General features: G+C 72.2%; 29 protein-coding genes. 17 read left to right on the forward strand and 12 right to left on the reverse strand.

Annotation, left to right across the window (positions count from 1 at the left end):
• Nucleotides 1-35 precede the first annotated feature (35 nt).
• The gene (locus N5I75_RS35295) at nt 36-986 is read left to right on the forward strand and encodes a carbohydrate kinase family protein (protein ID WP_476684234.1); all 951 of its coding nucleotides are present in this window, start codon (nt 36-38) and stop codon (nt 984-986) included.
• Complete coding sequence (gene melA / locus N5I75_RS35300) at nt 983-2,296, forward strand: alpha-galactosidase (RefSeq protein WP_476684235.1); 1,314 nt, start codon at nt 983-985, stop codon at nt 2,294-2,296. The genes N5I75_RS35295 and melA overlap by 4 nt, the downstream gene beginning before the upstream one ends.
• A 40-nt stretch (nt 2,297-2,336) precedes the next feature.
• Here melA and N5I75_RS35305 read toward each other — a convergent pair whose 3' ends face one another.
• From N5I75_RS35305 to rpsR, 3 genes are all read right to left on the reverse strand, one after another.
• On the reverse strand, nt 2,337-3,107 hold the full coding sequence (locus N5I75_RS35305; RefSeq protein ID WP_476684236.1) for a polysaccharide deacetylase family protein: 771 nt from the start codon (nt 3,105-3,107) through the stop codon (nt 2,337-2,339).
• Between the two features lie 150 nt (nt 3,108-3,257).
• Nucleotides 3,258-3,422 (reverse strand): 50S ribosomal protein L32, encoded by a 165-nt coding sequence (gene rpmF / locus N5I75_RS35310; RefSeq protein ID WP_476684237.1) that lies wholly within the window; start codon nt 3,420-3,422, stop codon nt 3,258-3,260.
• A gap of 41 nt (nt 3,423-3,463) precedes the next feature.
• Nucleotides 3,464-3,700 carry a 30S ribosomal protein S18 gene (gene rpsR, locus N5I75_RS35315; RefSeq protein WP_476684238.1) on the reverse strand — a complete coding sequence of 79 codons (237 nt, stop codon included), beginning with the start codon at nt 3,698-3,700 and terminating at the stop codon, nt 3,464-3,466.
• Nucleotides 3,701-3,816: 116 nt separating this feature from the next.
• Here rpsR and N5I75_RS35320 point away from each other — a divergent pair, with 116 nt between their 5' ends.
• Nucleotides 3,817-4,095, forward strand: a complete 279-nt coding sequence (locus N5I75_RS35320; RefSeq protein WP_476684239.1) for a hypothetical protein — start codon at nt 3,817-3,819, stop codon at nt 4,093-4,095.
• 87 nt (nt 4,096-4,182) lie between these two features.
• On the opposite strand, the gene N5I75_RS35325 is transcribed toward N5I75_RS35320, so the two are convergent.
• Nucleotides 4,183-5,685 (reverse strand): MFS transporter, encoded by a 1,503-nt coding sequence (locus N5I75_RS35325; protein WP_476684240.1) that lies wholly within the window; start codon nt 5,683-5,685, stop codon nt 4,183-4,185.
• 251 nt (nt 5,686-5,936) lie between these two features.
• Between N5I75_RS35325 and N5I75_RS35330 the strand changes: the two genes are divergently transcribed.
• Both N5I75_RS35330 and N5I75_RS35335 read left to right on the forward strand, forming a co-directional pair.
• On the forward strand, nt 5,937-6,434 hold the full coding sequence (locus N5I75_RS35330; protein WP_476684241.1) for a MarR family winged helix-turn-helix transcriptional regulator: 498 nt from the start codon (nt 5,937-5,939) through the stop codon (nt 6,432-6,434).
• A 201-nt stretch (nt 6,435-6,635) separates the two neighbouring features.
• Nucleotides 6,636-6,785, forward strand: coding sequence for a hypothetical protein (locus N5I75_RS35335; protein WP_476684242.1), 150 nt, complete (start codon nt 6,636-6,638; stop codon nt 6,783-6,785).
• 54 nt (nt 6,786-6,839) lie between these two features.
• On the opposite strand, the gene N5I75_RS35340 is transcribed toward N5I75_RS35335, so the two are convergent.
• Nucleotides 6,840-7,709, reverse strand: a complete 870-nt coding sequence (locus N5I75_RS35340; RefSeq protein WP_476684895.1) for a helix-turn-helix transcriptional regulator — start codon at nt 7,707-7,709, stop codon at nt 6,840-6,842.
• A 78-nt stretch (nt 7,710-7,787) separates the two neighbouring features.
• On the opposite strand from N5I75_RS35340, the gene N5I75_RS35345 reads away from it, so the two are divergent.
• Both N5I75_RS35345 and N5I75_RS35350 read left to right on the forward strand, forming a co-directional pair.
• Nucleotides 7,788-8,558: an SDR family oxidoreductase gene (locus N5I75_RS35345; protein ID WP_476684243.1), complete on the forward strand. Its 771-nt coding sequence runs from the start codon at nt 7,788-7,790 to the stop codon at nt 8,556-8,558.
• A gap of 58 nt (nt 8,559-8,616) precedes the next feature.
• Nucleotides 8,617-8,826 carry a 4-oxalocrotonate tautomerase family protein gene (locus tag N5I75_RS35350; protein WP_476684244.1) on the forward strand — a complete coding sequence of 70 codons (210 nt, stop codon included), beginning with the start codon at nt 8,617-8,619 and terminating at the stop codon, nt 8,824-8,826.
• Between the two features lie 48 nt (nt 8,827-8,874).
• Here the strand turns inward: N5I75_RS35350 and N5I75_RS35355 are convergent, their stop codons facing one another.
• The gene (locus tag N5I75_RS35355; RefSeq protein ID WP_476684245.1) at nt 8,875-10,158 is read right to left on the reverse strand and encodes an MFS transporter; all 1,284 of its coding nucleotides are present in this window, start codon (nt 10,156-10,158) and stop codon (nt 8,875-8,877) included.
• Nucleotides 10,159-10,289: 131 nt separating this feature from the next.
• On the opposite strand from N5I75_RS35355, the gene N5I75_RS35360 reads away from it, so the two are divergent.
• The 4 genes from N5I75_RS35360 (at nt 10,290) to N5I75_RS35375 (ending at nt 13,543) form a co-directional block, all read left to right on the forward strand.
• Nucleotides 10,290-10,862 (forward strand): TetR/AcrR family transcriptional regulator, encoded by a 573-nt coding sequence (locus N5I75_RS35360; RefSeq protein WP_476684246.1) that lies wholly within the window; start codon nt 10,290-10,292, stop codon nt 10,860-10,862.
• A 9-nt stretch (nt 10,863-10,871) separates the two neighbouring features.
• On the forward strand, nt 10,872-11,267 hold the full coding sequence (locus N5I75_RS35365) for an Imm7 family immunity protein (protein WP_476684247.1): 396 nt from the start codon (nt 10,872-10,874) through the stop codon (nt 11,265-11,267).
• Between the two features lie 163 nt (nt 11,268-11,430).
• On the forward strand, nt 11,431-12,375 hold the full coding sequence (locus tag N5I75_RS35370) for an endo-beta-N-acetylglucosaminidase H (protein WP_476684248.1): 945 nt from the start codon (nt 11,431-11,433) through the stop codon (nt 12,373-12,375).
• 103 nt (nt 12,376-12,478) lie between these two features.
• The gene (locus N5I75_RS35375) at nt 12,479-13,543 is read left to right on the forward strand and encodes a PHP domain-containing protein (protein ID WP_476684249.1); all 1,065 of its coding nucleotides are present in this window, start codon (nt 12,479-12,481) and stop codon (nt 13,541-13,543) included.
• Nucleotides 13,544-13,691: 148 nt separating this feature from the next.
• On the opposite strand, the gene N5I75_RS35380 is transcribed toward N5I75_RS35375, so the two are convergent.
• Nucleotides 13,692-14,252, reverse strand: coding sequence for a GNAT family N-acetyltransferase (locus N5I75_RS35380; protein ID WP_476684250.1), 561 nt, complete (start codon nt 14,250-14,252; stop codon nt 13,692-13,694).
• A gap of 104 nt (nt 14,253-14,356) precedes the next feature.
• On the opposite strand from N5I75_RS35380, the gene N5I75_RS35385 reads away from it, so the two are divergent.
• Nucleotides 14,357-14,749: a hypothetical protein gene (locus tag N5I75_RS35385; RefSeq protein ID WP_476684251.1), complete on the forward strand. Its 393-nt coding sequence runs from the start codon at nt 14,357-14,359 to the stop codon at nt 14,747-14,749.
• Nucleotides 14,750-14,782: 33 nt separating this feature from the next.
• Nucleotides 14,783-15,544 carry a nucleotidyltransferase domain-containing protein gene (locus N5I75_RS35390; RefSeq protein WP_476684252.1) on the forward strand — a complete coding sequence of 254 codons (762 nt, stop codon included), beginning with the start codon at nt 14,783-14,785 and terminating at the stop codon, nt 15,542-15,544.
• Between the two features lie 18 nt (nt 15,545-15,562).
• On the opposite strand, the gene N5I75_RS35395 is transcribed toward N5I75_RS35390, so the two are convergent.
• Both N5I75_RS35395 and N5I75_RS35400 read right to left on the reverse strand, forming a co-directional pair.
• The gene (locus tag N5I75_RS35395; protein ID WP_476684253.1) at nt 15,563-16,111 is read right to left on the reverse strand and encodes an EF-hand domain-containing protein; all 549 of its coding nucleotides are present in this window, start codon (nt 16,109-16,111) and stop codon (nt 15,563-15,565) included.
• 58 nt (nt 16,112-16,169) lie between these two features.
• Nucleotides 16,170-16,880 (reverse strand): type III effector protein, encoded by a 711-nt coding sequence (locus tag N5I75_RS35400; protein WP_476684254.1) that lies wholly within the window; start codon nt 16,878-16,880, stop codon nt 16,170-16,172.
• A gap of 143 nt (nt 16,881-17,023) precedes the next feature.
• Between N5I75_RS35400 and N5I75_RS35405 the strand changes: the two genes are divergently transcribed.
• Together N5I75_RS35405 and N5I75_RS35410 are read left to right on the forward strand one after the other, a co-directional pair.
• A complete protein-coding gene (locus N5I75_RS35405) occupies nt 17,024-17,467 on the forward strand; it encodes an Hsp20/alpha crystallin family protein (RefSeq protein WP_476684255.1) in 444 nt (147 codons plus the stop codon).
• Between the two features lie 126 nt (nt 17,468-17,593).
• Nucleotides 17,594-18,124, forward strand: a complete 531-nt coding sequence (locus N5I75_RS35410; RefSeq protein ID WP_476684256.1) for a DUF2267 domain-containing protein — start codon at nt 17,594-17,596, stop codon at nt 18,122-18,124.
• 29 nt (nt 18,125-18,153) lie between these two features.
• Here N5I75_RS35410 and N5I75_RS35415 read toward each other — a convergent pair whose 3' ends face one another.
• Nucleotides 18,154-19,098 (reverse strand): SDR family oxidoreductase, encoded by a 945-nt coding sequence (locus N5I75_RS35415; RefSeq protein WP_476684257.1) that lies wholly within the window; start codon nt 19,096-19,098, stop codon nt 18,154-18,156.
• 134 nt (nt 19,099-19,232) lie between these two features.
• Between N5I75_RS35415 and N5I75_RS35420 the strand changes: the two genes are divergently transcribed.
• Nucleotides 19,233-19,826, forward strand: coding sequence for a TetR/AcrR family transcriptional regulator (locus N5I75_RS35420; protein WP_476684258.1), 594 nt, complete (start codon nt 19,233-19,235; stop codon nt 19,824-19,826).
• A gap of 145 nt (nt 19,827-19,971) precedes the next feature.
• On the forward strand, nt 19,972-20,595 hold the full coding sequence (locus tag N5I75_RS35425; RefSeq protein WP_476684259.1) for a dihydrofolate reductase family protein: 624 nt from the start codon (nt 19,972-19,974) through the stop codon (nt 20,593-20,595).
• A 63-nt stretch (nt 20,596-20,658) separates the two neighbouring features.
• Here N5I75_RS35425 and N5I75_RS35430 read toward each other — a convergent pair whose 3' ends face one another.
• Both N5I75_RS35430 and N5I75_RS35435 read right to left on the reverse strand, forming a co-directional pair.
• Nucleotides 20,659-21,906, reverse strand: coding sequence for a PucR family transcriptional regulator (locus N5I75_RS35430; protein ID WP_476684260.1), 1,248 nt, complete (start codon nt 21,904-21,906; stop codon nt 20,659-20,661).
• Nucleotides 21,907-22,154: 248 nt separating this feature from the next.
• Complete coding sequence (locus tag N5I75_RS35435) at nt 22,155-23,618, reverse strand: MFS transporter (RefSeq protein WP_476684261.1); 1,464 nt, start codon at nt 23,616-23,618, stop codon at nt 22,155-22,157.
• Nucleotides 23,619-23,854 lie beyond the last annotated feature (236 nt).

Here is a 23,854-nt window from a genome sequence, read left to right on the forward strand (position 1 = left end):
GGACACACCTCCGAAACCGACCGCAAGGACATGTGATGCCGCACCGATACGACCTGCTCGTCATCGGCGACGCCAACCCCGACGTGATCGTCGGCCCCCTGACCGAACCGCTCGCCTTCGACCAGCGCGAACAACTCGTGGACACCGGCTCCCTGACGCTCGGCGGCTCCGCCGCGATCATGGCGTGCGGCGCCGCGCGGCTCGGCCTGGACGTCGCGTTCGCGGGCCGTGTCGGGGACGACGACGCCGGACGCTACGTCCGTGACACCCTCGCCGGGCACGGCGTCGACACCCGCGCCCTGCACGTGGACCCGGCCCTGCCGACCCCGATGACCGTCGTCCTCACCCAGTACGAGGACCGCGCCATCCTCACCTCGCCCGGCACCCTCACCGCGACCAGCGGCGCGGACGTCCCCGCCGGGCTGCTGGCCGCCGCCCGGCACGTCCACAGCGCCTCTTACTTCCTCCAGCCACGCCTCGCCGCCGACCTGCCGGACCTTTTCCGGGCCGCGCGCTCGCACGGCGCGACCACGTCCCTGGACACCCAGGACGACCCCTCGGGCGCCTGGACCGGCCTCGGCGCGGTCCTCGCCGAGACCGACATCCTGCTGCCGAACGCCGCCGAGGCCCGACGGCTGGCCGGACCCCGGGCCCGTACGCCGGAGGAAGCGGCCGAACTGCTGGCCGCGCGCGGCCCGTTGACGGTCGTGAAGAACGGCGCGGACGGCGCCCTGTGCCACGACGGGCGGCAGTTGCTGACCGCCCCCGCGCTGCCCGTGGAACCCAAGGACACGGTCGGCGCGGGCGACAGCTTCGACGCCGGGTTCGTCGCCGCCACCCTCGACGGCCTGCCCCTGCTCGAAGCCCTGCGGTTCGCCGCCGCGTGCGGGGCGCTGTCGACCCGGGCCCACGGCGGCACCCCGGCCCAGCCGACCCGCGACGAAGTCCTCTCCCACCTCACCCGCACCGGAGCACCCACCTCATGAACCACCCCAGGATCGCCTTCGTCGGCGCCGGCAGCGTCGTCTTCACCCAGGGCCTGCTCGCCGACCTGTTCGCCCTGCCCGAGCTGACCGGCGCGCACATCGCCCTGCACGACATCGACCCCGAGCGCCTGACCACCGCGCGCGTGGCCGCCGAGTACATCGCCAAGGAGCGGGGCGCGGCGCACGCCACGATCACCGCGCACGCGGACCGCCGTGCGGCCCTGACCGGCGCCGACTTCGTCATCAACATCGTGCAGATCGGCATGGGCGAGGCCACCCGCACCGACTTCGAGGTCCCGGCCCGGTACGGGCTGCGCCAGACGATCGGCGACACGCTGGGCGTCGGCGGCATCTTCCGCGCGCTGCGCACGTTCCCGTTCCTCAAGGAGCTGGGCGCGGACATCGCCGAGGTGTGCCCCGACGCGTGGCTGCTGAACTACACCAACCCGATGGCGATGAACGTCCAGTACCTGACGGCGGCGACGGGCCTGACGAAGGTCGTCGGCCTGTGCCACTCCGTCTACTGGACGATGCAGGACCTCGCCCAGCTCGTGAAGGTCCCCTACGAGGAGATCACCTACCGGGCGGCGGGCGTCAACCACCAGGCGTGGGTGCTCCGCTTCGAGCACGAGGGCCGGAACCTGTACGAGAAGCTCGACGAACTGATCGCCTCCGACGCGCAGTTGCGGCGCCGGGTACGTGTCGACATGTATCGCCGCCTGGGCTACTACCCGACCGAGACGAGTGAGCACTCCAGCGAGTACGTGCCCTGGTATCTGCACCACGACCGCGAGGTCGAGCGCCTGCGGCTGCCGATCGGGGCCTATCTCGGCATCGTGGACGACAATGTCGCCGAGTACGAGCGCACGCGCGAGGCGCTGGGCGCGGGCGAGCCGCTCACGGTCGAGGGCACGATGGAGTACGCCCCGCAGATCATCCACTCCGTCGTGACCGGCACCCCGCGCACCGTGTACGGCAACGTGCCCAACCAGGGCCTGATCGAGAACCTCCCCGCGCACGGGGTCGTCGAGGTTCCCTGCCTGGTGGACGCGACGGGCCTCCAGCCCACGCGGGTGGGCGCGCTGCCGCCGCAACTCGCCGCGCTCAACCGCACCTATCTGAGCGCCAACGACCTCGTGGTCCGCGCCGCTCTGGAGGACGACCCCCGCCACATCCGGCACGCGGCCATGACCGACCCGGCCACCGCGGCGGCCCTCCCCGTGGAGCGCATCTGGCAGCTCTGCGACGACATGGTCGCGGCGCACGGGGAGCGGTTGCAGCCGGGGCTGCGGGCGCGGTTGGGGGACTGACCGGGACGGGCCCGGCCGGCCGGCCGACCGGCCGGCCGGGTCAGCGGACCGGGAACCCGAACGTGTAGCCCTGCTCCTTGAGCTCCGGGAGGAGGCGGCGCAGGGCTTCCACGGTCTGGGTGCGGTCGCCGCCCGCGTCGTGGAAGAGGAGCGTCGGTCCGTTGGACAGCTCCTCCTTCGCCGTGATGACGATGGCCTCCGTGCCCGGGCGCTCGAAGTCCTTGGTGTCCACGTTCCAGCCCAGCGGACGCATCCCGTGCGCAGCGGCCAGCTTGCGGCTGTACGGGGTGAAGGCGCCGCCCGGCGCCCGGTAGTACATCGGCCGGACGCCGCCGGACGCCTTCGTGATCATGCGCTCGGCGTCGAGGATCTGCTGGGACTGGTAGGACTCGGACGCCTTGTCCATGGCGGTGTCGTGCGCCACCGTGTGGTCGCACAGCCGGTGCCCCTCCGCGACGACCCGCTTCACCAGGTCGGGGTGGGCCTGCGCCTGCGTCCCCACCATGCAGAAGGTCGCCTTCACCTCGAACTGCCGCAGGATGTCGAGGACTTGCGGCGTCCACGTCGGGTCGGGGCCGTCGTCGATGGTGAGATTGATGCCGCGCTCGCCCTTGTCGGAGGCGTGCACGATGCTCACCGCGACCGGCTTGACGGCGTCCCGCGCGGCCGGGGCGCTCGCCTTCGGCGGCGGGCCGTCGACGGAACCGGCCTGCGCGGTCCACACGGAGGCGCCGGTCGCGAGCAACGTCACTCCGAGTGCCGCGCCGATCATCTTGCTGTTCCAGCCCCGCCCGCCGCCGTGCTGCGCCATGCCCGCCCCTTTGTCACGCTGTCTCTCGCCGTTCCCCGGTCACCCTGTGACCACATGGGAGGACGAGACGCGCAGGTCGGGGGATGCCTCTGTTACAGAGCGCGGACAATTCCGGGAAAGCCCGCGGACAACGCCTGCGAACGACGGCGCTCACGGACGGAGCAGCCCGCGCTCGTAAGCCTTCCGCAGGTGCTGGGGCACGAGATACGTGTGCCCGTCGAGGGTGAAGGGGACGAGCGCGGGGGTGTCCGCCCGCCACTGGGCCCGGCGGTGCCGGGTGTTGCTGCGGGACATCTTGCGTTTGGGAACGGCCATGAAGTTCCTTCCGTAGGTGTGTGTCTTGTCCTGTGACCGGCTCAGCGGCCGGGGTAGGGGAGCAGCGCCATCTCGCGCGCGTTCTTGACGGCCGCGGCGAGCTGCCGCTGCTGCTGCCGACTGACCCGCGTCACCCGCCGGCTCCGGATCTTGCCGCGGTCGGAGATGAACTTCCGCAGCAGGTCGGTGTCCTTGTAGTCGATACGCGTGATCCCGGCCGCGTCGAGCGGATTGGGCCGGTTCTTGCGCGCGAGCGCGGACTTGGCGGGGCGGGGCATGACGGCTCCTCATGATCGAGCGGTACGCGGTCGTGCACGCAGCTTACGACAATGATTTCCATTATCGAAAACGGGGTGACGCGGTTGCCTCGGCTCGGCCTGCGACCATTCCCGCCATGACTGTTGTGTGGAGCGGCGACGACATCACCTTCAGACGCGCCCGGGGCTCGGACACCGCCGAGGTCGTGAGCGTCCTGGACGAGGCCGCGCAGTGGCTCGCCGCGCGCGGGGTGTCCCAGTGGCCCCGGCGCTTCGACCCCGGCTGGGTCACGGATGCCATCGCGCGCGGCGAGACCTGGCTGATCGACCTCGCCGGTGAGGCGGCCGGCACCGTCACCTTGGACTGGGCGGACCCGCTGTGGAGACGTGGGTCAGCCGCTACGAGCTGCGACTGACGCCGGAACGGCCGTAATGCCGTGCGTACGCGAAGGGCCCACGGAACCCCTCGGTTCCGCGGGCCCTTCGGGCGGTCGGTTCAGGGGTCAGTGGGCGCCGTGGCGTACCGGCTTCGCGTTGACCAGGAGGGCCGCCGCGCAGCCCGCGAGGAGCATGGCGATGACCGCGTAGCCGATCGCGTGGGTGTAGCCGTGGACCACGCCGGAGGCGACGACCTGCGCCTTCTTCGACGGGTCGGTGAGGTGGCTCGCGATGTACGTGGACGTCGCCGACGTGGCGATGGTGTTCAGGAGGGCCGTGCCCAGCGAGCCGCCGACCTGCTGCGAGGTGTTCACCATGGCCGAGGTGACACCGGCGTCCTGCGGTCGCACACCGTGCGTGGCCGTGGAGAAGACCGGCATGAACGTCAGACCCATGCCGAGGCCCATGATGAGCTCGGCGGGCAGGACGTGCGTCGCGTACGCCGAGTCGACGTCGAGCTGGGTCAGGATCGCCAGGCCGCCCGCGGCGAGCAGCATGCCGGGCACCATCAGGGCGCGGGCCTGGACGCGGGGCAGCAGCCGGGCGGAGATCTGCGTCGAGCCGAGGATGATCGCGACCGACATCGGCAGGAAGGCGAGGCCCGTCTTGACGGGGGAGTAGCCGAGGATGCCCTGCAGGTAGTAGGTCATGAACAGGAACAGGCCGAACATGCCGATCGTGGCGAGGCCCATCGTCAGGAAGCAGCCCGCGCGGTTGCGGTCCCGCAGGATGTGCAGCGGCAGCAGCGGCGACTTCGCGCGCGCCTGCCACAGGACGAACGCGATCAGCGCCACCACACCGCCGATGAGCAGTGAGACGACCATCGCGTCGCCCCAGCCGCGCGGCTCGGCCTCGGAGAAGCCGTACACGATGGCGACGAGGCCGCCGCAGCCCAGGATGACGCCGGGGACGTCGAGCCTGACGTCCTTGTGGCCGGGGCGGTCGTGCAGCAGGATCTTCGCGCCGATGACGGCGACGATCGCGATCGGGATGTTGACGTAGAGGCACCAGCGCCAGTTCAGGTACGAGGTCAGGATGCCGCCGAGCAGCAGACCGACGGCGCCGCCCGCGCCGGCGAGCGCCCCGTAGATGCCGAACGCCTTGCCGCGTTCGCGCGGGTCGGTGAACGTCGTCGTCATCAGGGACAGCGCCGACGGCGCGAGGACCGCGCCGAAGACACCCTGCGCCGCGCGGGCGGCGAACAGCATGCCGGAGCCGGTGGCCGCGCCGCCGACCGCGGAGGCGAGGGCGAAGCCGACCAGGCCGATCATGAAGGTGCGCTTGCGGCCGACGAGGTCGGCGACGCGGCCGCCGAGCAGCAGCAGGCCGCCGAAGGCCAGGGTGTAGGCGGTGATGACCCACTGGCGGTTGGCGTCCGACATGCCCAGATCGGTCTGGGCGGACGGCAGCGCGATGTTCACGATGGTCGCGTCGAGCACGACCATGAGCTGGGCCAGGGCGATGACGACCAGGCCCCACCAGCGCCGGGGGTCGGGTGCCTCCGCCGCGCCGGGGGAGTGCGAGCCCGGCGCCGTCCGCGTGGCGCCGGTGGATATGGAGTCGCTCATGTCGAGGACGTCGCTTCCTTGCTGAGGGCTTGCTGAGAGCTTGAGAGCTTTTGGGTGGTGCGATGCGCCGCTTGATTGCGGTGCCTGCCGGTGACGCGGGATGCCTGCCGGGACGTCGATGTCCGGGCGAAATGTCCGGGTACCCAGGGTCGGGTGGGTCCCACGTCGGGTGGGCCCCACATGTCCGCGCTTCGTTCGTGTGGGGAATCGTCAGTAGTGCTGATTATCAGATACAGGATACGCTATCAGGCATGACGGACGACGCCGGTCTGGCCGGCCTGCTCACCGAACGGCTCGGCTACCTGATGAAGCACGCGTATCTGCGCCTGGCCGATCTGCTGGGCGAGGCGCTGGCCCCGTACGACGTGCATCCCAAGGAGCTCGGCGTGCTCTCCGTCATCGCGGCGGACGGCGCGGAGCGCTCGCAGAACGAGCTGGCCTCGGCCATCGGCATGGACCGCACCACGATGGTCGCCGTCATCGACGCGCTGGAGAGCAAGGGCCTCGTCGAGCGCCACCGCAGCGCCCGGGACCGCCGGCGCAACGTCGTCACGCTCACCGAGGCCGGCGCCACCTGCCTCCATGACGCCGACCGCGCCCGCACCGAGGCCGAAGCGGCGTTCCTCGCCCCGCTCGACGACGACACGGCGCGCCAGTTGGCGGCGGCGCTGCGCACGCTGTACGACGCGCACGGCGCCGGGCCCGCCTCCATGCGGGCCGTCGTACCCGGTCAGGACGGGTCCACCTGATACGCGGCGAAGAGCTGATCCCCGGAGCCGACCCCCGACAAGGCGTTCACCGGGACGCTTGCGCTCTGCACGTGTCGCGGACCCGCATCTGCCCCTGCCATGTGACCGGAAGGACAGACGAACCCCCGGCACCGCACGAAGGGCCCGGGGTACGGCCGACCGGATGGAGTCGCTGTGGCCGAGAGTGTGGATCCTGGACCAATGAGGGGCGTGACAGCGCCCTACACGCATGTCGACGTGGCGTATCGCGCGCTGCTCGACCATGCGACGAGCTGCCACCGCTGCGTGGCCAACTGGCGCCAGTGCGCCACCCGTCGCGCGCTGTCCGAGATGCTGCGGCAGGCGCGCTGAGACCTCGCGGGCCCGCGCCCCCACATCGCGGGCCCGCCGGTGGCGCGCCGCCCGTCAGCGCGCCGGGCCGGAGACCTGCTGCGTACCGACGACGGCCAGCAGATCGAGAAGGTCAGCGCTGTCCGTACCGACAGCCGGGGTGAACCAGAGCAGCCGCTGCCGTCCGTCCTCGCTGAACAGGTTGAGGCAGTTGACCTCAAGGAGGCCGAGGTCCGGGTGGATGAGGCGCTTGCGGTCGTCGCGGCGGACGGCCACGTCGTGGACGGCCCACACCTCCGCGAACTCGGCGGACGCCTCGCGCAGCGCCGCGATCATCGAACTGGCCTCCGTGTCCTTCGCGTCCCGCCGCGCGGCGGCGGCCCGCAGATCGGCGACGAACGCCCTCGACTGCCGCGCGTGATCGGCCTCCGGATACAGCTCCCGCGCCGCGGGCTCGGTGAACCACCGGTGCACGAAACTCGCCCGGGCGCCCCGGAACCCGGACTGGTCCCCGAGCAGCGCCACGGCCAGCGGATTCTGTACGAGGGTGACGTGCAGGTCCGTGATCACCTGGGCCGGGGTCGAGGTCAGCCGGGACAGCAGGTCTAGCATCCCGGGATGGACGTGCGAGGCCGCTCCGCCGTGCGCGGGCACCGGACGGTCGGCCAGGTGGAAGAGGTGGTCCCGCTCGTCGGCGGTCAGGCGCAGCGCCCTGGCGAGCGCGGCGAGCATCTGCTCGGACGGCTGGGACCCGGCGCCGCGTTCGAGTTCGTTGTAGTAGTCGACCGAGGCGCCGGCGAGCTGGGCGACCTCGTCGCGGCGCAGGCCCGGCACGCGGCGGCGCGGCCCGTGGGGGAGGCCCACGTCGGCCGGGCGGATGCGTTCACGCCGCGAGCGCAGGAACGCTCCCAGCTCGGTGTGTCTCACAGAACCCATGCCCGCCATTGTGCGCCGGGCCGGGGCGCTCACCCAGGGGATGACATCCCCTGGTTCCCGTCGGCGGCGCCGCGCATCGTGGAGGACATGACTACGAACCCTGACCTCACCAGCACAGCGCCCTCGGCGTCGGTGCGCGTCGCCGTCGTCACCGGCGGATCACGCGGCATCGGCCGGGCCGTCTCCCTCGAACTGGCCCGGCAGGACTTCGCCGTGATCGTGAACTACGCCCGCGACGCGGCGGCGGCCGACGAGACGGTCGCGGCGATCACCGACAAGGGCGGGCGGGCCGTCGCCGTACAGGCGGACGTGGCGGACGAGGACGCGGTCGCCGCGCTGTTCGACCGGGCGGAGCGGGAGTTCGGCGGCGTCGACGCGGTGGTGAACTGCGCCGGACGGATGTCCCTGTCGACCGTCGCCGAACTGGATTTGGCGCAGCTCGACGCCATGCACCGCACCAACATCCGGGGCGCCTTCGTCGTCGCCCAGCAGGCCGCGCGGCGGCTGCGCGCGGGCGGGTCCTTCGTGGGCTTCTCCACCTCGGTGGTCGGCACCCAGTTCCCCGCTTACGGCGCGTACGCCGCGAGCAAGGCGGCCACGGAGGCGCTCACGCTGATCCTCGCCCGTGAGCTGCGCGGCCGGGACATCACCGTGAACACCGTCGCTCCCGGTCCCACCGCGACGGACCTGTTCCTGGAGGGCAAGACGCCCGAGGAGGTCGACCGGCTCGCGAAGGTCCCGCCGCTGGAGCGGCTCGGCACCCCCGAGGACATCGCGCAGGTCGTCGCCTTCCTCACCGGCCCGGCGGGGCGCTGGGTCAACGGCCAGATCCTGCGGGCGAACGGCGGCCTGGTCTGAGGACCGCACGACCGACCACGCATCCGTACTCACCCCCGCACACCCGAGGAGAACATCCATGCCCTTCGCTCAGTTCAAGGTTCCCGCCGGCACCCTCACCGTCGACGACAAGAAGAAGATCGTCGAGCGCACCACCGATCTGTACGCCGAGATCTACGGCGAGCGCGCCCGCCCCACCACCGTCGTCCTGGTCGACGAGGTCCCGGACGGCGGCTGGGGCGTCGCGGGCGACGTCCTGACCGCCGCCATGCTCAACGGCGAGGCGTGACGCGGCTTCCGTAGCGGTGGCCGGGTGGGGCGGGCGAGGGGCCGGCGCTCACTTCGCCGCCGGGCTCTCGGCATCCGCGTCCGTGTCTTCGGCCTGCGAGGCGTCGGGTGCGGCGCCGTCGGACCCGGTGCCGCGGGCCACCGAGGAGGCGCGGGTGTCGGCGGCGGAGGCGAGGGCGATGGCCGCGACGACGAACACCAGCACCACCAGCATCGCGGAGCGCAAGCCGTAGTGGTCGCCGAGGAAGCCGAGGGCGGGCGGGCCCACGAGGAAGGCCACGTAGCCGATGGTGGCGACCAGGCTGACGCGGGCCGTCTGGTCGGGGCCCGAGTCGCCCGCCGCCGACAGGGCGACGGGGAAGCCGAGCGCCGCGCCGAGCCCCCAGAACACGACGGCGGCGGCCGCGACGACGGCGCTGTCGGAGAAGATGACCAGGACGAGCCCGATCGACCCGGAGACGGCGCTGGCCCGCACGACGGCGACCCGTCCGAACCGGTTGAGGAAGAACGTGCCGCTGAAGCGGCCCAGCGTCATCGCGGCGGCGAACCCGACGTAGACGAGGGAGCCGAGGGCCGCGTCCACGCCGTGGCCGTCCACCATGAGGAGCGGGAGCCAGTCGTTGGCGGCGCCCTCGGCGAGGGCCATGGCCAGGACGATGCCGCCGATCAGCAGCAGCCTGCGGTCCTTCCACACGGGTTGCCCGTTCTGCGCCGTCCCTGTCGCCGCGGAGGCTGTGGTCGTGCCGGGCGTGTCGCTGATGCCGATGCCCTTGGGGACGGAGCGCAGGGCGTAGGCGAGGATGGCCGCGGAGACGGCGGCGATCGCCGCGAGGTGCCAGGCGACCGGGAAGTTGCCCGCGGTGGCCGCCATGCCGGTGAGGCCGCCGAGGACGGTGCCGAGGCTGAAGCAGCCGTGCAGGGTGGGCAGGACGGCGCTGTCGGTGAGGCGTTCGACGTCGGCGCCGTCCACGTTGACCGCCACCTCGCCCGACCCCATCCCCGCGCCGAACAGGCACAGCCCGGCCGCGACCATCGGCGCGGAGGACACCGCGCTGCCCGTTCCGACGACGGCCATGCTCACGATGATGAGGCTGGTGCCGAGCGCGATCACGGGCCGGGTGCCGAACCGCGACACGAGACGCCCCGAGCAGAGGATGCCCGCCATGGAGCCGACGGAGAGCCCGAACAGGACGAGCCCCATCTGGCCGGTGGAGACGCCCAGTTGATCGCGCACGTCCGGGGTGCGGGTGACCCAGGACGACATCGAGATGCCCGGGAGGAAGAAGAAGAGGAACAGGGCCTGGCGGCGTCTGCGCAGGGCGCGGTCGATCACGGGGAGGCTCCACTGGGATCCGGAAGAATGCGGGGCGACAGGGTCGGCACCTGAGTATGTACAAACGTACACAGTCGGCGGCGGAGAGAGAAGACACCGCCGGCGGCTGGGAGAGAAAGCGGAGCGAAGAGATGACCGGCAGCAATCGCGGCCCCAACGACCCGCGGCGGCGCGACCGCATCCTCGACGCCGCCCTGGACGTCGTGGCCGAGCACGGCGCCATCAAGGTGACCTTCCGCAAGATCGCGGAGGCGGCGGGCGTCCCGCTCGGCTCGCTCACCTACTACTTCGACGACATGCAGCACCTGCTCACCGAGGCGTTCACGCGGCTCGCCGAGTCCGTCTCCGTGCGCTACGGGGCGCTGCTGAAGGCCGCGCGCACGCCCGAGGAGGCCGAGGCCGCCGTCGTGGAGATCATCTGCGGCAAGGTCTGGGGCACCGACCGCAACCTGCTGCTCAGCTATGAGCTCTACGCCTTCGCCACCCGCCACCCCGAACTCCGCGCGGTGACCCGCTCCTGGATGCAGGCCAGCCGCGACTCCCTGGCCCGCCACTTCGACCCCCTCACGGCACGCGCGCTCGACGCCCTCGTGGAGGGCTTCTCCATCCACAACTCCTTCGACACGAGACCCACGGACCGGGCGAGCGTGGCGGCGGTGGTCCACGCGGTCGCCTCCCGCGGGGCGCACGGGGCTGATGCGTAGAATCCCGGCGTGTTCGAGTACCACGGCTGGATCACGGTCAGGGAGAGCGCGACAGCGGACGACGACGAAGCCGGTCTGCGGCGGATCGTCGACGCCCTCCGGCTCCGCATCGACCGGCTCGACAGCCCCTACCTCCTCGACCTGCGCTGGATGAACGGCGAGCCCTTCCTCCACGTGGGCGGACACTCCAACCACCGCTCGTCGCCGGACATCGTCGGCCTGTTCGAGCATGTGGCGGAGGTGGCCCCAGGCTCCTACGGACTCCTCCACATCCGCGACGACGAGGATCCGGGCCACGAGAACGAAATGCGGGTGCTCAGGCTCGTGCGGGGCGCGGTCACCCGGCACACCGAGGCGCTGCTCTCCCCGTGCGTTCCGGTGGTCGAGGACCCCTTCGGAGCGTGATCCGGCCATCCTGCGGCGCGGCTGTTTCGGGGATGTGCGGGGGGATCGTGAAGAGTTGGCGCGCGGTGCTGGGGGGCCGGGCGTGGGGGCGGGAAGATCGAGGGCTCATTCGGTGCTCGCGCATCCGTCGGGCGCCGGTCGGGCGATGGGAGACCGATCAGCCATGTTCACCCGGATACGGAGCAGAGCGCGGAGCGCCGCGCTCGCCTTCTCGGCCGCCGTAACTCTCACCCTAAGCTTCAGCTTTACGGCTGGCGCGGCGGCGTTCCATGATCCCGCCCCCGCGACCCCCGTCGCCGCTGTCGCCAAACAGGGGCCGACCTCGGTGGCCTACGTCGAAGTGAACAACAACAGCATGCGCAACGTCGGGAAATACACCCTCGCCAGCGGCGGTGACAACGTTTTCGACGTTGCCGTGATCTTCGCCGCGAACATCAACTACGACACCGGCACCAAGGCCGCCTACCTGCACTTCAACGAGAACGTGCAGCGCGTCCTCGACAACGCCGCCACGGAGATCCGGCCCCTGCAGCAGAAGGGCATCAAGGTCGTCCTGTCGGTGCTCGGCAACCACCAGGGCGCGGGCTTCGCCAACTTCCCCTCGCAGGCGGCGGCCTCGGCGTTCGCGAAGCAGCTGTCGGACACCGTGACCAAGTACGGCCTCGACGGCATCGACTTCGACGACGAGTACGCCGAGTACGGCAACAACGGCACCGGCCAGCCCAACGCGAGCTCGTTCGTGTACCTGGTGTCGGCGCTGCGCGCGAACCTGCCGGGCAAGATCATCAGCCTCTACAACATCGGCCCGGCGGCGACCCGGCTCTCCTACGGCGGCGTGAACGTCTCGTCCGCGTTCACTTACGCCTGGAACCCGTACTACGGCAGCTGGCAGGTCCCGAACCTCGGTCTGCCCAAGTCGAAGCTGTCACCCGCGGCGGTGGAGATCGGCCGGACCGCGCAGAGCACGGCGGCGTCCCTCGCGCGCCGCACCGTCAGCGAGGGGTACGGCGTCTACCTGACCTACAACCTCGACGGCGCGAACCGCAGCGCGGACGTGTCGGCGTTCACGCGGGAGCTCTACGGCAGCGACGCGGTCTATACGCCGTAGAGCGGTCGGCTGTGACCCGTGCGGGACAGGCCCTCCCGCGTGCCGAACGCGGCTCCGCCGCTCATCCTGAGGAGGGACTGACCAGTCGAACGGGAGCGGCTTGATGGCGGTGTCCAAGGCGAACAGAGATCCGGCGCGCGACGCGGTGCGGGCGCTCGAGCGGATCGCGTTCCTGCTGGAGCGCGACCGCGCCCCGACCTACCGGGTCCGCGCCTTCCGCACGGCCGCCGAGGTGATCACCGGCCTGCCGGAGTCCCAGTTCACCGAGCGGATGCGCACCGGCTCGCTGGAGGCGCTGAAGGGGATCGGCCCCAAGACCGCCGCGGTGATCCGGGAGGCGTACGCCGGAGACGTCCCCGCGTATCTGACCCGCCTGGAGGAGGAGGCGCGCACGACACCCCTGGTGGCGGACGGGGCGGGCAGCACGCTGCGGGCGCTGCTCCGCGGCGACTGCCACCTGCACTCCGACTGGTCGGACGGCGGCAGCCCGATCGAGGAGATGGGGCGGGCCGCCCGGGAGATCGGGCACGAGTGGGCCGTTCTGACCGACCACTCCCCGCGCCTGACCGTGGCCCGCGGCCTGTCTCCAGAACGGCTCCGCGAGCAACTGGCGGTGGTGGCCGGCCTCAATGAACGCTGGGCGCCGTTCCGGCTGCTCACCGGCATCGAGTGCGACATCCTCGACGACGGCTCGCTCGACCAGGAGCCCGAACTGCTCGACCAGCTCGACGTCGTGGTCGTCTCCGTCCACTCCAAACTGCGGATGGACGCCGACGCGATGACCCGGCGCATGATCGCGGCGGTCCGCAACCCGCGCGCCGACATCCTCGGCCACTGCACCGGCCGCCTGGTGACGGGGCGCGGCAGGCCCGAGTCGCAGTTCGACGCCGACGCCGTCTTCGAGGCGTGCGCCGCCGCGGGCACCGCCGTCGAGATCAACAGCCGCCCTGAACGCCTCGATCCGCCACGCCGCCTGCTCCGCCGCGCCGTCGCGGCCGGGACCCTCTTCTCGGTGGACACCGACGCCCACGCCCCCGGCCAGCTGGACTGGCAGGTGATCGGCTGCGCCCGCGCGGAGGAGTGCGAGGTGCCCGCCGAGCGGGTGGTCACGACGTGGCCCGCGGGGAAGGTGCTGCGGTGGACGCGGGCGAAGCGCGGAGTCGGTTGAGTACTGGTGCCGCCGTGGCGGGCGCTGTCGCATGGCGCTCATGGCAGACCACAACGCGGCCCCGGCCCGCTCGACCACGACATCAAGTGGCATGTGCTGGCCGACCCGGAGGGGCCGAGTTCTGCGTCTTCGTCCCGTGACCTGACCGCTACCTGCGCCGCTCCCACTCCGCCCGGTCGAGGACGTACTCCACCTCGCCGTGCTCGGAGCCCGCGATCCGGTCCGGCCAGTCACCGGTGAAGTGCCGCAGGAAGGAGAGGCCCGCCTTCTCCATCACCCGCCGGGACCGTACGTTCACCGCCATGGTGTTCGCGGTGACCCGTTCCACGCCGAGGTCGGAGAACGCCTTGTCGACCAGCGCCCTGGAACCTTCCGTGGCGTACCCCGCGCCCCAGGCCGCCTTGTTCAGCCGGTAACCGAGCTCCACCACGGTGGCGCTGTCTTCGTCCAGGGGCCGGAGTTCGAACCAGCCCAGGAAGGTGCCGGTGCTCCTCTCCTCCGCGGCCCAGTAGCCGCGGGTGCCGAAGCACGGATACGTGTGAAGGAGGCGCGGCAGGGTGCGCGTGAGGATCGACTCGCGGCTCGTCGCCTTGCCGCCGTTGATGAAGCGCATGACGTCGGGGTCGTTGTCCAGGGCGAGGAGATGGTCGGCGTCGGCCGTGGTGAAGGGGCGCAGCGCGAGCCGGCCGGTTTCCAGGAAGACGTGCATGGCGCGATCCTCCCCGAGCACATGGGGAACAGGGCAGTCATTTTCCGACGGCCGACCGGTTGTCAGTGGGCCGTGCCAGCATGAGTGGTGAGGGAGGGGGAGCCGTGGTGTGGATCGACAGGTACTGGCGCAGGGACGGTACGGAGGTCAGGGCGCACGCCCGATGGGCCGCCGGGGCCCGCCGTGAGGTGGCCGTGTTCGTCGGCATAGCCGCGCTGGTCGTGATCGGTGGGAACTCCATGCAGCCCCCTTCCGACGCGGCCGGTTCGCGCTCGGGGACCTCCGGTTCGCACTCGGGGACCTCCGGTCCGAACTCGGGGGACCCCACGCGGACGTCGCAGTCCGAGCGCGACGCGAACCGGTCCCCCCAGCGCTCCCCTCACCCCACGCCCACCTCGGTCTACCCCGTGCGCTTCCCGGGTTGGGAGGAGCCGAAGAAGCAGCCGAAGCCCACGGTCTCGTACCCGATCCGCTTCCCGCGCGACGGCGAACGATGACCGGGCGGGCTCCCACGAGGAGGTTTCCGGCCCATGACGACGAACGAGACCGATCTCCTGCTCAAGCGCTTCGTCTCCGAGATACAGCAGGCGGTGCCCACGGTGGCGGTGTGGGCGCACGGTTCGCTCGCGCTGGGCGACTTCCAGCCGGGCCGCAGCGACCTGGATCTCCTCGCGGTGGTCGAGGAACCGCTGACCGCGGACGAGAAGAAAGCGCTGGCGCGCATCCATCGAAGACTGCTGGCCGAGGAGCCGGCCGCCGCCAAGCTGCACTGCTCGTACATGGTGGTCGCGGAGCTGGGCGAGGTCGGGGCCGACCATGTCACCTGGGCGCACCGCACGCTCTACGCCCGTCCGGTGACACCGGTGACCCGCCAGGAACTTCTCACCGGCGGCCTCGCGCTCCACGGCCCCGCCCCGTCCGGGCTGCTGCCGCCGCTCGCGCCCGGCGAGTTGCAGCGGTTCGTCCGGTACGACCTGGAGAGCTACTGGCTTCCGGCCACCCGCAGATACTGGCGCTGGCTCAAGGACCCTTGGGTCGACCTCGGTCTCCTGGTCCTGGCCCGCGCCGACGCCACCCTGCGCGACGGGCGGCTGATCTCCAAGCGTGAGGCGCTGACGGACCTGGCGGCCCTCGGCGCTCCCGAGGATGTCGTCCGTGACATCCACGACCGCCGCTACGGGGACCCGACCCCGATCGGTTTCCCGCGGCGCGTACGGCGGGGAGCGCGCGCCCGCGCCTTCGTGCGGCACGGCATCGAGCGGACGCTCGCCAGGACGCGGCACCTGGAGTAGAGCCGGGTCGGCGCGGCCTCAGGCGAGGCGGCCGAAGAGGTGGTTCGCCGGTGCGTCGGGGTCGTCGCCGTAGAAGAACTCGGAGGCCGCCTTGTGGTACTCGGCGCGGCTCAGGGCTCCTGAGGCGTCGAGGTCGAGGGCGTTGAAGACCTCGGCGCACTCGGCGTCGTCGGCCCGGCCGGTGCTGCCGAAGATGTGGGTGAACTCGGTGCGGGTGATCGCGCCGTCGCCGTCGCTGTCGGCCAGGTCGAAGAAGTGGTCGGCGACCGGGGCGAGTTCCTCCGGGTAGCGGGCGCGGTCGGAGAAGGCGGCGGTGAAGGCCTGCGTCAGTTCGGCCGAGGTCACCCGGTCGTCCTTGTCGGTGTCGAACGGGGCGACGACGGACTCCCAGAACCGGTGCATGGTCTCGTACATCTGCCGTGCCTGCGGGGCGTCCGGGAGCATGCCGCGGGCCTGGACGTAGCGTTCGCTCATGAGGACGACGTCCTGCCGGGTGATCGCGCCGTCGCCGTCGACGTCCGCGGCGTGGAACCACCGCTCGTACTTGCGTGTGCGCAGCTCGGTCATAGGCGCAACGTAGAGCCGCCGACGCGGTTCGGCCAGGTCCATTCCCGGTCGCCACGCTTCACTGCGCCTGTTCGCGTCGCGCGGTGGCGGCGGCGCGCTCGGCGTCCGCGTGCCCGAGGGCGCGGCCGACCTGCCGGGCGAGCGAGGGGTGGTCGGTGAGGTGCGTGCGCAGGTCGGCGAGGGGGCCGAGGAGCCGGGCCGCGTCACTGTGGCCGAGCGCCTCGCGGACGCGGTCGAGCGGTGGCTGGGCGGTGCTCGGAAGGTCGGCGAGGGCGGCGAGCTGACCGGCGAGCCGGCGCAGTTCGCCGGCGTGCGCGCGGGCCCAGGAGGTGACGTGGCGGTCGGCGGCGCGTTCGTCGCGGACGGCCTGGGCGCGCTGATCGCCGGTCGAACCGGGGGCGCCGGGGCGCAGGCGCAGGTAGCGGCGCTCGGCGGCCTGGCGGCTGTTGACGCCCATGGGCCGGGCCAGGCTCGCCCAGCTGGCGCCCGCGTCCCGCGCCGTCTCGATCAGTGACGCCTCCCAGCCCGCGATCTGACCGCGCAGCTCGCGCAGGAGGATCAGGGCGTCCAGGGCGGCGTCGACTCCGGGAGCGGGGACGGCGGGAGCGTCGTCGTGCGCGCGGCGCGCGGAACGCGTCATGTCCTGCAGCGCCGCGTAGGCGGCATGGAAGGAATCGGGGGCCTGCGAGTCCTGGGCCTGCGAGCCCGGGGCCGGGGAGTCGGAAGCCTCGGGGTGCGGGTTCGGGTGCGGGTGCGGGGGCTTGGCCACGATTGCTCCTCCTGCGGGTGCCCTGCGAGTGTCATCGCCTCGCTGACAGAGTCACTTGTCATCGTTCCGATGACATGCTACAACGATGGCAGGTGCAGCGCATGAGGCAGGAAATGCCCTGGAACCTTGGAGGTGTAGCGACAATGCTGATGCGCACTGACCCCTTCCGTGAGTTCGACCGACTCGCCCAGCAGCTGTTCGCCACAGGCGCCGGTACGTGGTCGAAGCCCTCGCAGATGCCGATGGACGCCTACCGCGACGGCGACGCCTATGTCATCGCCCTCGATCTGCCCGGGGTCGACCCCGACGCCGTCGACATCGACGTGGAACGCAACATGCTGACCGTGAAGGCGGAGCGCCGCCCGGCCGTGACCGGCGAGGGCGTGCAACTGGAGCTCTCCGAGCGGCCGATGGGGGTCTTCTCCCGGCAGCTGGTCCTGGCCGACTCGCTCGACACCGAGCGGATCGACGCCACGTACGACGCGGGCGTGCTGACGCTGCGCATCCCGATCGCCGAGCGCGCCAAGCCGCGCAAGATCAACATCAGCCGCGCGAGCGACGGCGGGCCCAGGCAGCTGTCCTCCTGAGTCCCCGCGACTCCCACCACCCCCGCCCACCCCGCTGACCGCAGGGGGCCGGACGCCCGCCCGTTCCAGGCGACGTGCGCGGCCCCCGGCGGTCAGCCGTGCGATGCGTGAAAGGCCACCGCTCCCATGCCCACCCCGACCCCGACCCCTGCCCGGGCGCCCCGCCCGACCCTGACGCCCGCCCCTGCCCCGGCCTCGCTCCCGATGCCGTCCGCGACGGCGAACCGCTCCGACTCCGCCCTGCTGGAGCAGATCCGGTACCAGGGCGCCTACGCCACCACAGAGCAGGCGGAGCGCGTCACCGCGACCGTCCTCGACGCGCTCGGTCAGCAGATCGTCGGCGACGAACGCGTCGACCTCGCACGCCAGTTGCCGCCGCGAGCCGCCCGGCACTTCACCCAGGCCCTGCCCGCTCCGCGCCCGCTGACGGCGCACGCCTTCGTCAAGGCGCTCGCCGAGGCCACGGACGCGCCGTACGCCACCACCCGCTGGCACGTCGGATCCGTCCTGGGCGTCCTCGCCCGTACCGTGGACAAGGAGCTGCTCCACCGCATCCTGGCGCAACTCCCCAGCGGCTACGCCCTGTTGTTCGGGCAGGCGGACCTCATGGTGGCGGCGCGCAGCCTTCCGGCCGACGACGTGGTGCAAGCGGCCTGACGTTGCGCGCCGCGCACCGTCAGGCCCCTTCAACCGCCGGGACAGGACACCTTGGTCAGCTCCTCGGAGACGCGCCAGACGCGTCGTGCCTCCTCGGGGTCGCGCAGGCGGGAGTACAGCTTCTGCTCGGCCGGAGGTCCGCCGAGGTGCCCGGGCCCGCTCGGCCCGTACAGGCGACCGGGCAGCGCGTCGGGCGCTGTCGCCGCGTGGAGGGCGGGGAGCTGGGCGCTCTCGACGGTGCCGAGGAGGATGCCGCGCCGGGAGAGGGCGCTGATCAGCTTCCTGCCGCCGGTCTCCGTGGCGCGGCCGACCTCGGGGCGCGCGGCGAGCAGGTTGGTCGGGGCGACTCCGGGGTGGGCGAGGTTGCTGGTGATGCCCCAGTCGTGGACCGTGCTGAGCCGCTGCAGTTCGAGGCCGAAGAGGCCGAAGGCGATCTTCGACTGGCTGTAGGCCTTCATGCCGTTGTACGAGCGTTCCCAGTTCAGGTCCTGCCAGTTGATGGCGTGGCGGTTCGCGGCGACGCTGATCTGCGAGGTCACCCGGGCCCGCCCGGCGCGCAGCAGGGGCAGCAGATGGGCCACCAGGGCGAAGTGGCCGAGGTGGTTGGTGCCGAATTGCAGCTCGAAGCCGTCGGCGGTCGTCTGCCGGTCGGGCGGGGTCATCACCCCGGCGTTGTTGACGAGGAGATGGATCGGGCGGCCGTCCTCGCGCAGCGTGTCGCCGAGCGCCGCGACCGAGTCGAGGGACGACAGGTCCAGGGTGTGCAGGGACACGTCGGCCCCGGGGACCGCTTGAGTGATCTTGTCGACCGCCGCCCGTCCCTTCCGGGGATTGCGTACGGGCAGGAGGACCTCGGCCCCGGCCGCGGCGAGCCTCGTCGCGATGCCGAGGCCGATGCCGTCGCTCGCGCCGGTCACGAGCGCCCGCCGCCCGCCGAGGTCGGGCAGGGTGATGTCGATGGGTGTGCGCGGCATGGCGCTCCTCCTGGGTCGTCCCGCTGAGTCCGCTGAGTTCCGCTGAGCCACAGGTAGGGGCCCGCCTCCAATGTATGCACCGATCACAATGTATGCAACGTCTACATGCATCGTGTCCGGTTTAGGCTGACGCCATGACGAAGCGCCCCTACCACCACGGAGACCTCCGCGCCGCCCTGCTCGAACGGGCCGAGCACACACTGCGCGAGCGGGGATCGGGCGCGCTGTCCCTGCGGGAACTGGCCCGCGACCTCGGCGTGAGCCCGGCCGCGCCCAGCCGCCACTTCCGCTCCAAGCAGGCGCTGCTCGACGCGCTGGCCCTGACCGGTTTCGAGCGGCTCGCCGAGACGCTCGCGGCGTCCCGGGACGGTGTCGGGCCGGCCTTCCCCGAGCGCCTGGCCGCGATGGCCCGCTCCTACGTCGGCTTCTCCCTGGCGAACGCCGCCCTGCTCGACCTGATGTTCTCGGCCAAGCACAGCCCGGAGGCGTCCCAGGCGCTCGGGGACGCCGCGCGCCGGTGGATCGAGCAGGGCCTGGAGCTCGTCGGCACCGGGCAGCGGCGCGGGGAGGTCAGGGAAGGCCCCCTGGAGCACGTCGCCCTGACGGTGTTCGCCCCGCTGCACGGGTACGTCAGCCTGGCCGTGAGCGGCGTGCCGCTGCCGGAGACGGACGACCGCGGGCTCGACGATGTCATCGCGTCGATCGTGCGCGGCTGCAGTCCGGATTGAGGTGCGGGCGGTTGTCGATCCGGCCGCTCCCCGTTCGACGTCGTGATGTGCGGGGCATTCCCGCACCCTGATCGCGCAGCGCGACAGGAGCCGGACGACAGAACGGACGGGCAGGCCCGTGGAGCGAGAGCAACTGCTGAGAGTCATGAACTTCATGGTGTCGGCCGACGGGATCGCCGCCGGTGTGCACCAGAGCCTTGAGCGGCCGTTCGGGGTGGACCGTCCCGAGCGGCTGTTCTCGTGGGCCGGGGCCACGGCGAGCTGGCCCAACCGCACGGAGCCCGGCGGCACCCGGGGCCTCGACGACTACTTCACCCGGGACTTCGCCAGGAACATCGGCGCCGAGATCATGGGCCGCAACAAGTTCGGGCCGCAGCGCGGTCCCTGGCAGGACCACGAGTGGCAGGGCTGGTGGGGCGACGAGCCGCCGTTCCGTACCCCGGTGTTCGTCATGACCCACCACCCGCGTCCGTCGTTCAGCCTCTCCGACACCACGTTCCACTTCGTCGACGGCGACCCCGTGACGGTCCTGGAGCGGGCGCGCGAGGCGGCGGGGGGCCAGGACGTCCGGCTCGGCGGCGGCGTCACCACCGTCCGCCAGTTCCTCGACGCCGGTCTCGTCGACACCCTGCACGTGGCGGTCGCGCCCGTGAAGCTCGGATCGGGGCTCCGGCTCTGGGACTCCCCGCACGAACTGCGCGACCGCTTCCACCTGGAGGTCGTGCCGAGCCCGAGCGGCGTGACGCACCACTTGTTCTGGCGGCGGTGAGGCGGCCCGGCGGTGAGGCGGCCCGGCGGTGAGGCGCTGACGTGCGGCAGGCGGGCGCCGGGCTCACGCCCCCTTGCTGCTCGCCGGCGCCCCGGCCGCGTTCGGCGGGTGGCGCAGACTCAGGGCCCGTAACGCGAGCTGCATCTCGAACTGGGCCGTCGTGTCGCGGAGCCGGTCGCCGAAGACCTCCTCCAGCTGGCGCAGCCGGTAGCGGACGGTCTGCGGGTGCACGGCGAGGCGCTGGGCGACCTCGCTCGCGTTGCGGGCGCAGCTCAGCCAGCACAGCAGGGTCTCGGCGAGCCGCTCGCGCTGCGGGGAGCGGACGGCGTCGAGCGGGCCCAGATGCTGGCGGGCGAGCGCGTCGACCAGGTCCTCGTCGCGGAAGAGCAGCAGCGTGGCGAGGTGGTCGGTGCAGCGGACGAGCCCGGCGGCGGGCAGCGCGCCACGGCGTACGAGGTCGAGCGCGTCGCGGGCCCAGCGCAGGGAGCGGGCGCCCTCGTCGAGCGCGACCGTCGGGCCGAGCGCGGCGCGCAGGCCCCGTAACGCGGCGGTGATCGCCCGCTGCCGTCCGGGACCCTCCGGGTCGGGTACGACGACGACGCCGGACTGCCCCTCGAAGCGGGCCAGGAACTCGGGCGGCACGATGGGGCGGACCGCCTCGCCCCGGCCCTCGGCCACCACGAGGGCGATCTCCTTCGGTACCGGCCACTGCGCGGTGTGCGCGAGGTCGGCGATGGCCTCGGGGGAGACCGGGGGATCGACGGTCAGCAGGTCGATCAGCCGGCTGCGCCGCTGCTGCAGCTCACCGGCCGTGTGCAGCCGCGCCTCCGTGTACCCGGCGGTGGTCGCGGCCGCCATCTCGTCGAGGTGCAGGAACATGGCCTCGCCGAACGCGACGAGGACGTGCGGCGGGAGCCGGTCGGCCTGGACCAGTTCGCTGACGCGCCGCCAGGTGACGCGGGCGCCGAGCCGCAACGCGGCCTGGAACGAGTCCAGGCTGCGGCCCTCGTCGGCCTCGCCGCGCCCGATGCGCTGGTACGTCGCCTTGACGTCCTCCCAGTCGGTCTCGGAGTCCGCGACCCGGGCGAGGAAACCCTCCAGGGCCTGCTCGACACCGCGGTGCACGACGTGCATGTACGTCTCGTCCATCGGCCGGGCGTACTCGGCGATCTCGGTCCTGATGGCCCGTACGACGTCGTCGGTGAGGTCGCCGAGGAACGGCCGCAACTGCTCGTGGAGTTCGGCGGGGAAGGACCGGAACGCGGTGGTGGCCGTGGGGCGTTCGGCCGTGGTGTGGGCTCCGTCGACCATGGGGCTCCCTCTGCGCGTGGGGTCATCAGGGGCTCGGCGACGATACTGCCCGGTCGCCGGACGCGCCCCGTCGGGGACACACAGATTCGACGGTGCGCTCTGTCACCCGAGTGACAACGCGGCCGCCCGTTCCGCGCGTGCGGGCGAGGCGGCGGTGGTTCTGGTCACCGGGGTGACAACACACATGGGTGTTCTGCGCGGGCGGACACAAGTGAGCGGCATGTGTCATCCGCCACCCCGCGCAGGTGTCATCCGCCACCCCGCACCGCGCGCGACGGAAGTGTCCGTGCGCGCTCCGCCGGACCTCCGCGACGGCGGTGACGGCCCCTGCGCCGCAGCGTCATGACGGTGACCAGGGCGCCCACCGACACACACGCGGCCGCCAGCCGCAGCCCGGTGTCGTAGCCGTCGAGGAACGCCGTGGGCGGATCGGCGCCGTCGCGCAGCGCGGCGCGCTCCGTGCGGGTGAGGACGATGCCGATCAGGACCACGCCGAACACGCCGCTGATCTCACGCGCCGCGCTGACCAGGCCGGACGCCGTCCCGGTGCGGGAGGCGGGGACCGCTTCGACGGACCGTACGGTCAGCGGGGTGGTCAGGGACGAGCCGACGCCGATGAGGACGAGGCCGGGCTGCAGGTCGGCGTAGGCGGCACCGGCGCCCACCTGGGCGACCAGCAGCAGGCCCACCGCGACGAGCGCCAGACCGGCGGCGATGGAACGGTGGGCGCCGCCCATGAGCCGGGCGGCCCGTTCGGCGAACGGCGTGCACAGCAGCAGCGCACCGGCCAGCGGCAGGAACGCGAGGCCCGCCTCGACCGGGGAGAACCCCAGGACCTGCTGGAGGCAGAGGGCGGTGAAGAAGAACACGCCGTTGACGCCCATGCCCCAGAGCACCTGTGCGGCGACCCCGCCGACCAGGAGCCGGTCGCGCAGCATCCGCAGATCGAGGAGGGGCAGGGCGGTGCGCGCCTCGACCACCAGGAAGGCCACACCTGTCGCCGCCGACAGCCCGAGGCACAGCGGGACGGGCGGTGTGCTGAAGCCGTCCTCGCCGCCCTTCACCAGGGCGTAGGTCAGGAGGAACAGGGAGAGGGCGGACAGCGTCGCGCCGGGCAGGTCGAGGAGCGCGGTCAGGCGGCCCGCGCGGCCACGGCCGGCCGACGGGATCGCCGGTACGAGCAACAGGGCCAGCGCCCCGAACGGCACGTTGAGCAGGAACACCCAGCTCCAGCCCCAGTGTTCGGTGACGAAGCCGCCGATGACCGGGCCGAGCGCGAGCGCCACGGCGAGCGCCGCCGTCCACAGCCCCACGGCGGTCGAGCGGCGCCGCTCCGGCAGATCGGCGGCGACGACCGCGAGCGAGGCCGGGATGGTGAGCGCGGCTCCGGCGCCCTGGACCGTACGGGCCGCGATGAGCGCGGCGCCGCTGCCCGCCAGGGCCGCCGCGCCCGAGGCGAGGGTGAACACGACGAGCCCGGCGGCGAGCACGGCGCGGCGCCCGACGAGGTCGGTGAGGCGCCCTCCGGCGAGCAGCAGCGCCCCGAAGGAGAGCACGTAGCTGCTCGCCACCCACTCCAAATCGCCGACCGACAAGCCGAGTTCGGACTGGAGCGTGGGCAGGGCGACGTTGATGACGGTGTTGTCGAGCGTGGTCAGGAACCCGGCCACGGACACCAGGGCGAGGAGCGCCGACAGTCTTCCCCGGTGCATGGCCGCCCCGCCCCTCGGTCGATCGCACAGGTCGCGTCCTCGGTCTCGGCACACGTCTCTGCGCGCCCCATGGATTGTGGGCGCGCGAACGTGCCGCGCTCTCCTGCGCCGGCTGCCGAATCACGCCGGACGCGTTGTCACCTCGCTGACAGTCCGTCTCACCACAACTGTCAGCGCCTCGTCTTTCTCAGCCGTCCCACGGCAGCCAACCTGGGGCCTTGGCCGCACGGTCCGTC

This window comes from Streptomyces sp. R818, assembly GCF_056172735.1.

Excerpts from the sequence above, each read along its gene's own strand:
- melA (WP_476684235.1), top strand. The coding sequence starts at position 983 with ATGAACCACCCCAGGATCGCCTTCGTCGGCGCCGGCAGCGTCGTCTTC.
- N5I75_RS35350 (WP_476684244.1), top strand. The coding sequence starts at position 8,617 with ATGCCCTTCGCTCAGTTCAAGGTTCCCGCCGGCACCCTCACCGTCGAC.
- N5I75_RS35415 (WP_476684257.1), bottom strand. The coding sequence starts at position 19,098 with ATGCCGCGCACACCCATCGACATCACCCTGCCCGACCTCGGCGGGCGG.
- N5I75_RS35330 (WP_476684241.1), top strand. The coding sequence starts at position 5,937 with ATGACGGACGACGCCGGTCTGGCCGGCCTGCTCACCGAACGGCTCGGC.
- N5I75_RS35425 (WP_476684259.1), top strand. The coding sequence starts at position 19,972 with ATGAACTTCATGGTGTCGGCCGACGGGATCGCCGCCGGTGTGCACCAG.
- N5I75_RS35370 (WP_476684248.1), top strand. The coding sequence starts at position 11,431 with ATGTTCACCCGGATACGGAGCAGAGCGCGGAGCGCCGCGCTCGCCTTC.
- N5I75_RS35305 (WP_476684236.1), bottom strand. The coding sequence starts at position 3,107 with ATGGCGCAGCACGGCGGCGGGCGGGGCTGGAACAGCAAGATGATCGGC.
- N5I75_RS35325 (WP_476684240.1), bottom strand. The coding sequence starts at position 5,685 with ATGAGCGACTCCATATCCACCGGCGCCACGCGGACGGCGCCGGGCTCG.
- N5I75_RS35360 (WP_476684246.1), top strand. The coding sequence starts at position 10,290 with ATGACCGGCAGCAATCGCGGCCCCAACGACCCGCGGCGGCGCGACCGC.
- N5I75_RS35375 (WP_476684249.1), top strand. The coding sequence starts at position 12,479 with ATGGCGGTGTCCAAGGCGAACAGAGATCCGGCGCGCGACGCGGTGCGG.
- rpmF (WP_476684237.1), bottom strand. The coding sequence starts at position 3,422 with ATGGCCGTTCCCAAACGCAAGATGTCCCGCAGCAACACCCGGCACCGC.
- N5I75_RS35340 (WP_476684895.1), bottom strand. The coding sequence starts at position 7,709 with ATGGCGGGCATGGGTTCTGTGAGACACACCGAGCTGGGAGCGTTCCTG.
- N5I75_RS35345 (WP_476684243.1), top strand. The coding sequence starts at position 7,788 with ATGACTACGAACCCTGACCTCACCAGCACAGCGCCCTCGGCGTCGGTG.
- N5I75_RS35410 (WP_476684256.1), top strand. The coding sequence starts at position 17,594 with ATGCCCACCCCGACCCCGACCCCTGCCCGGGCGCCCCGCCCGACCCTG.
- N5I75_RS35430 (WP_476684260.1), bottom strand. The coding sequence starts at position 21,906 with ATGGTCGACGGAGCCCACACCACGGCCGAACGCCCCACGGCCACCACC.
- N5I75_RS35320 (WP_476684239.1), top strand. The coding sequence starts at position 3,817 with ATGACTGTTGTGTGGAGCGGCGACGACATCACCTTCAGACGCGCCCGG.
- rpsR (WP_476684238.1), bottom strand. The coding sequence starts at position 3,700 with ATGCCCCGCCCCGCCAAGTCCGCGCTCGCGCGCAAGAACCGGCCCAAT.
- N5I75_RS35295 (WP_476684234.1), top strand. The coding sequence starts at position 36 with ATGCCGCACCGATACGACCTGCTCGTCATCGGCGACGCCAACCCCGAC.
- N5I75_RS35380 (WP_476684250.1), bottom strand. The coding sequence starts at position 14,252 with ATGCACGTCTTCCTGGAAACCGGCCGGCTCGCGCTGCGCCCCTTCACC.
- N5I75_RS35335 (WP_476684242.1), top strand. The coding sequence starts at position 6,636 with ATGAGGGGCGTGACAGCGCCCTACACGCATGTCGACGTGGCGTATCGC.
- N5I75_RS35420 (WP_476684258.1), top strand. The coding sequence starts at position 19,233 with ATGACGAAGCGCCCCTACCACCACGGAGACCTCCGCGCCGCCCTGCTC.
- N5I75_RS35395 (WP_476684253.1), bottom strand. The coding sequence starts at position 16,111 with ATGACCGAGCTGCGCACACGCAAGTACGAGCGGTGGTTCCACGCCGCG.
- N5I75_RS35435 (WP_476684261.1), bottom strand. The coding sequence starts at position 23,618 with ATGCACCGGGGAAGACTGTCGGCGCTCCTCGCCCTGGTGTCCGTGGCC.
- N5I75_RS35390 (WP_476684252.1), top strand. The coding sequence starts at position 14,783 with ATGACGACGAACGAGACCGATCTCCTGCTCAAGCGCTTCGTCTCCGAG.
- N5I75_RS35405 (WP_476684255.1), top strand. The coding sequence starts at position 17,024 with ATGCTGATGCGCACTGACCCCTTCCGTGAGTTCGACCGACTCGCCCAG.